The 3027-nt window shown below is 34.7% G+C and carries 3 protein-coding genes; 1 reads left to right on the plus strand and 2 read right to left on the minus strand.

Annotated features, from left to right (window positions below):
• Nucleotides 1-1226 (minus strand): G5 domain-containing protein (locus RYK07_RS08910; RefSeq protein WP_314853502.1); only part of this gene is annotated, 1226 nt, incomplete at its 3' end.
• 86 nt (nucleotides 1227-1312) lie between these two features.
• The gene (locus RYK07_RS08915) at nucleotides 1313-1951 is read right to left on the minus strand and encodes a PepSY domain-containing protein (RefSeq protein ID WP_314853503.1); all 639 of its coding nucleotides are present in this window, start codon (nucleotides 1949-1951) and stop codon (nucleotides 1313-1315) included.
• A gap of 150 nt (nucleotides 1952-2101) precedes the next feature.
• On the opposite strand from RYK07_RS08915, the gene RYK07_RS08920 reads away from it, so the two are divergent.
• Nucleotides 2102-2746 (plus strand): YigZ family protein, encoded by a 645-nt coding sequence (locus RYK07_RS08920; protein ID WP_314853504.1) that lies wholly within the window; start codon nucleotides 2102-2104, stop codon nucleotides 2744-2746.
• Nucleotides 2747-3027: the final 281 nt, after the last annotated feature.

Below are 3027 nucleotides of genomic sequence, written 5' to 3' on the forward strand. Positions count from 1 at the left end.
GCTTGGCCTTCTTTTCCTGGTTCTTGAGTACCTTTTACTTCTACTTTTTCAGTATGTTCTGGTAAAGATGGTTGCGTTACTGCTTGGCCTTCTTTTCCTATTTCCTGTGTACCTTTTGCCACTTCTACTTTAGGTGTTTCAGGTTTCACTTCTGGAGTTGGTTTTGGAGTTTCACTCTCAACTGTTGGAGCTGTAGGTGCCGGAATTTCTTCTTTTGTACCTACACCAATAATTTGAGAAATTGGTTGTTTTGTTACTTCAGATTTAACAACTTTACGTGTTTCTACGCCATTCACAACTGTTACTTGAGTTTGAATCGTACGAACTCCTGGTTGACCAGCATAAAGAATTCGACTCTTTCCTTTTTCTAAAGCTGTATCTGCCTGTGTAATAGTTTCAAATGGAATAGTTTCTGTAGTTGTCTCAATTCTTGTTACTTCATTTTTTTCCGCTGGAGTAACAGATTCTTTAGTCCCTACTTTAACTACTTGAGAGATAGGTTGTTTTACAACTTCTTCTCCAATTACTTTACGTGTTTCCACTCCATCTACAGTAGTCACTTCCACTGTTACACGACGAAGGCCTTCTACTCCTTGAGTAGCGATTTGTTTTTGTCCTTTTAATAAAGTAGCATCTTCTTGTTCCACTACCCCATATGGAAGAGCTTCTTCAATCGTTTCTACACGAGTAGTAGTAGTTGGTTCTTGTTGTTCATGATGTGAAAAATTTTTTAGTTCTCTTTCACTTAAATATCCAACATAACGATAGCCATCAATTTGTACCACTCCTTCATTCGAAGAAGAACGAATCACTTGACTTAACTCCACTGCTACTGCTTGAGAAGGAATAAATGTTGCAGCTCCTGAAGCAGTAATGAATAATGCTCCTAAAATTTTATGGCGTTTTTTCTTAGAAACGACTAACACAATACTACTTGCAGCTAATAATCCTGCAGTAGCAATTGCCATATTTTCTCTTACTCCCGTTTGTGGAAGTACTTGTTCGATTTTACGGTAAATTAAATAATACACTTCTTCATCCTGAGGTGGAACTTCCGTATGAAGAAGTGCTTTTTCTTGTTCTGTTAAATTTGCTTCATCAACATAATGATAAGTCGATGGACTCGCAGCGCTAACTGGAGTACCCATACCAAATAATGCAGATCCAATCACAACTGACCCAGCAATTTTTTTGATTTTTCTAATAGAAAAAATTTCTTTTCTCATATCTTCTCCTTTCATTTTTAAAATTTCGTGCAATATAGTATAGCATATATAAAAAATAACTTCTATATTATCATTCACTATTCTTTTTAGTCATCAATTTTAACAATTTGTTTTGAAGCAGCATCTATCGTTACTTCCATTGATTTTCCATTATGATAAACTTCTACATTCCAATATAATTGACCATTATCACGTTCTAATGACCAATCTTTTAACTGTCCACCAGAAAATTGACCTAACGCTACAGAAATCATCTCATCAACATCTGTTAAAGTAGATGTCTCAATCTTTTTATAAGCACGTTTATAAGAAATATCTCCTTTTTTACGATCCATTTCTGTTTGAACTAAATTTTGGCTGTCTACTTGATAAATAAACTCATATTCTGTTGTATCATCCATTGCAGAAATTTCATACACAACTGGTTGAATTGTTTTTAATTGAACTTTCGTAATATCTAAAGCACTATACTGGCTCGCAAACACTTCTACCATTTTTTCAACACTTTCTTTATAAGAAGTTGTCCCTTGCGTAGAACCTTGATTAGCGTTCGATGCTTGTTGTCCACTTGTTGTATTTGTAGTTGTATTTGTAGTTGTTTGACTACTTTGTGTTGTTTGTGCTACAGAAGTTGTCGTTGTTGGTTGAGGTGCTGTATTAATTTGAACACAAGCACTTAATAAACTTGCTGACATAATTGAAGTAACTAATTTACTTTTTTTCATATTTACCTCTTTTGAATTATTATTTTTAAAGCATATTAAATATATAAGAAAGCATGCTATTGTGCAAATAAAACAGCTGAATTTTACATTATTTTTATCGCACACGTTTTATGATACAATAGAAGCAAATAAATTTTGAAAGGAGAGTCTATGTTAGAGCAATATAAAACGATTCATCAAGATGGGCAAAATGAAATTGAAATTAAAGGTTCGCGTTTTATCGCTCATTTTAAACGTACTGAAACAGAAGAAGAAGCTCTCGAATTCATTCAAGCTATCAAGAAAGAACATTGGAAAGCTACTCATAATTGTTCTGCTTATTTAATTGGAGAAAGAGATGAATTCCAACGTGCAATGGACGATGGAGAACCGAGTGGAACAGCCGGTGTTCCAATGTTAGAAGTATTGAAGAAACAAGAACTGAAAAATACTACGGTTGTTGTAACACGATACTTTGGCGGTACTAAACTAGGTGCTGGGGGACTCGTTCGTGCTTATACAGGAGCTGTAGCAGAAGGCCTTAAAGCAATCGGTGTTGTACAAGCTAGCTTAGAAACAATTTTAAAAGTGACGATTGATTATTCTACTGTTGGAAAATTAGAATACTATCTTGAAACAAATACTATTTCTGTAGTCGATAAGGAATTTACAGATGTGGTCGCAATCCATTGTAGCTTACCTGTTGAAAAAGTAGAATCTTTCCAAGAATCTGTGATTGAATTATTACAGAACAAAGTCCAATTCGAAGAACTAGGACAACAATATATCGAAAGACTGATTTCGTCAGATGAATAATAAAAAATGTGGAGCAAACAGCTCCACATTTTTTTACTTTTCGCAGTAGCTACTGCCGTCCCTTGCTACTTAAGAAAATCAAATTTTCTCACATACGATCTCTCATCTTTCCATTTTTGAATGAAAAAGAATTCCCGCAGTAGCACTAGTAAAATAAACCACAGAATGTGGATTATTTTACTAGGAAATTCGAGACCCAGGCTCGAATTTTAGGCATGAGACCGAATGTACCGACCCCAAAAAGTTAGACCGAAAATCTAACATTTGGAGGTCGGTATTTT

The organism is uncultured Granulicatella sp., from assembly GCF_963528315.1.
In the GTDB taxonomy this organism is placed as follows: Bacteria; Bacillota; Bacilli; order Lactobacillales; family Aerococcaceae; genus Granulicatella.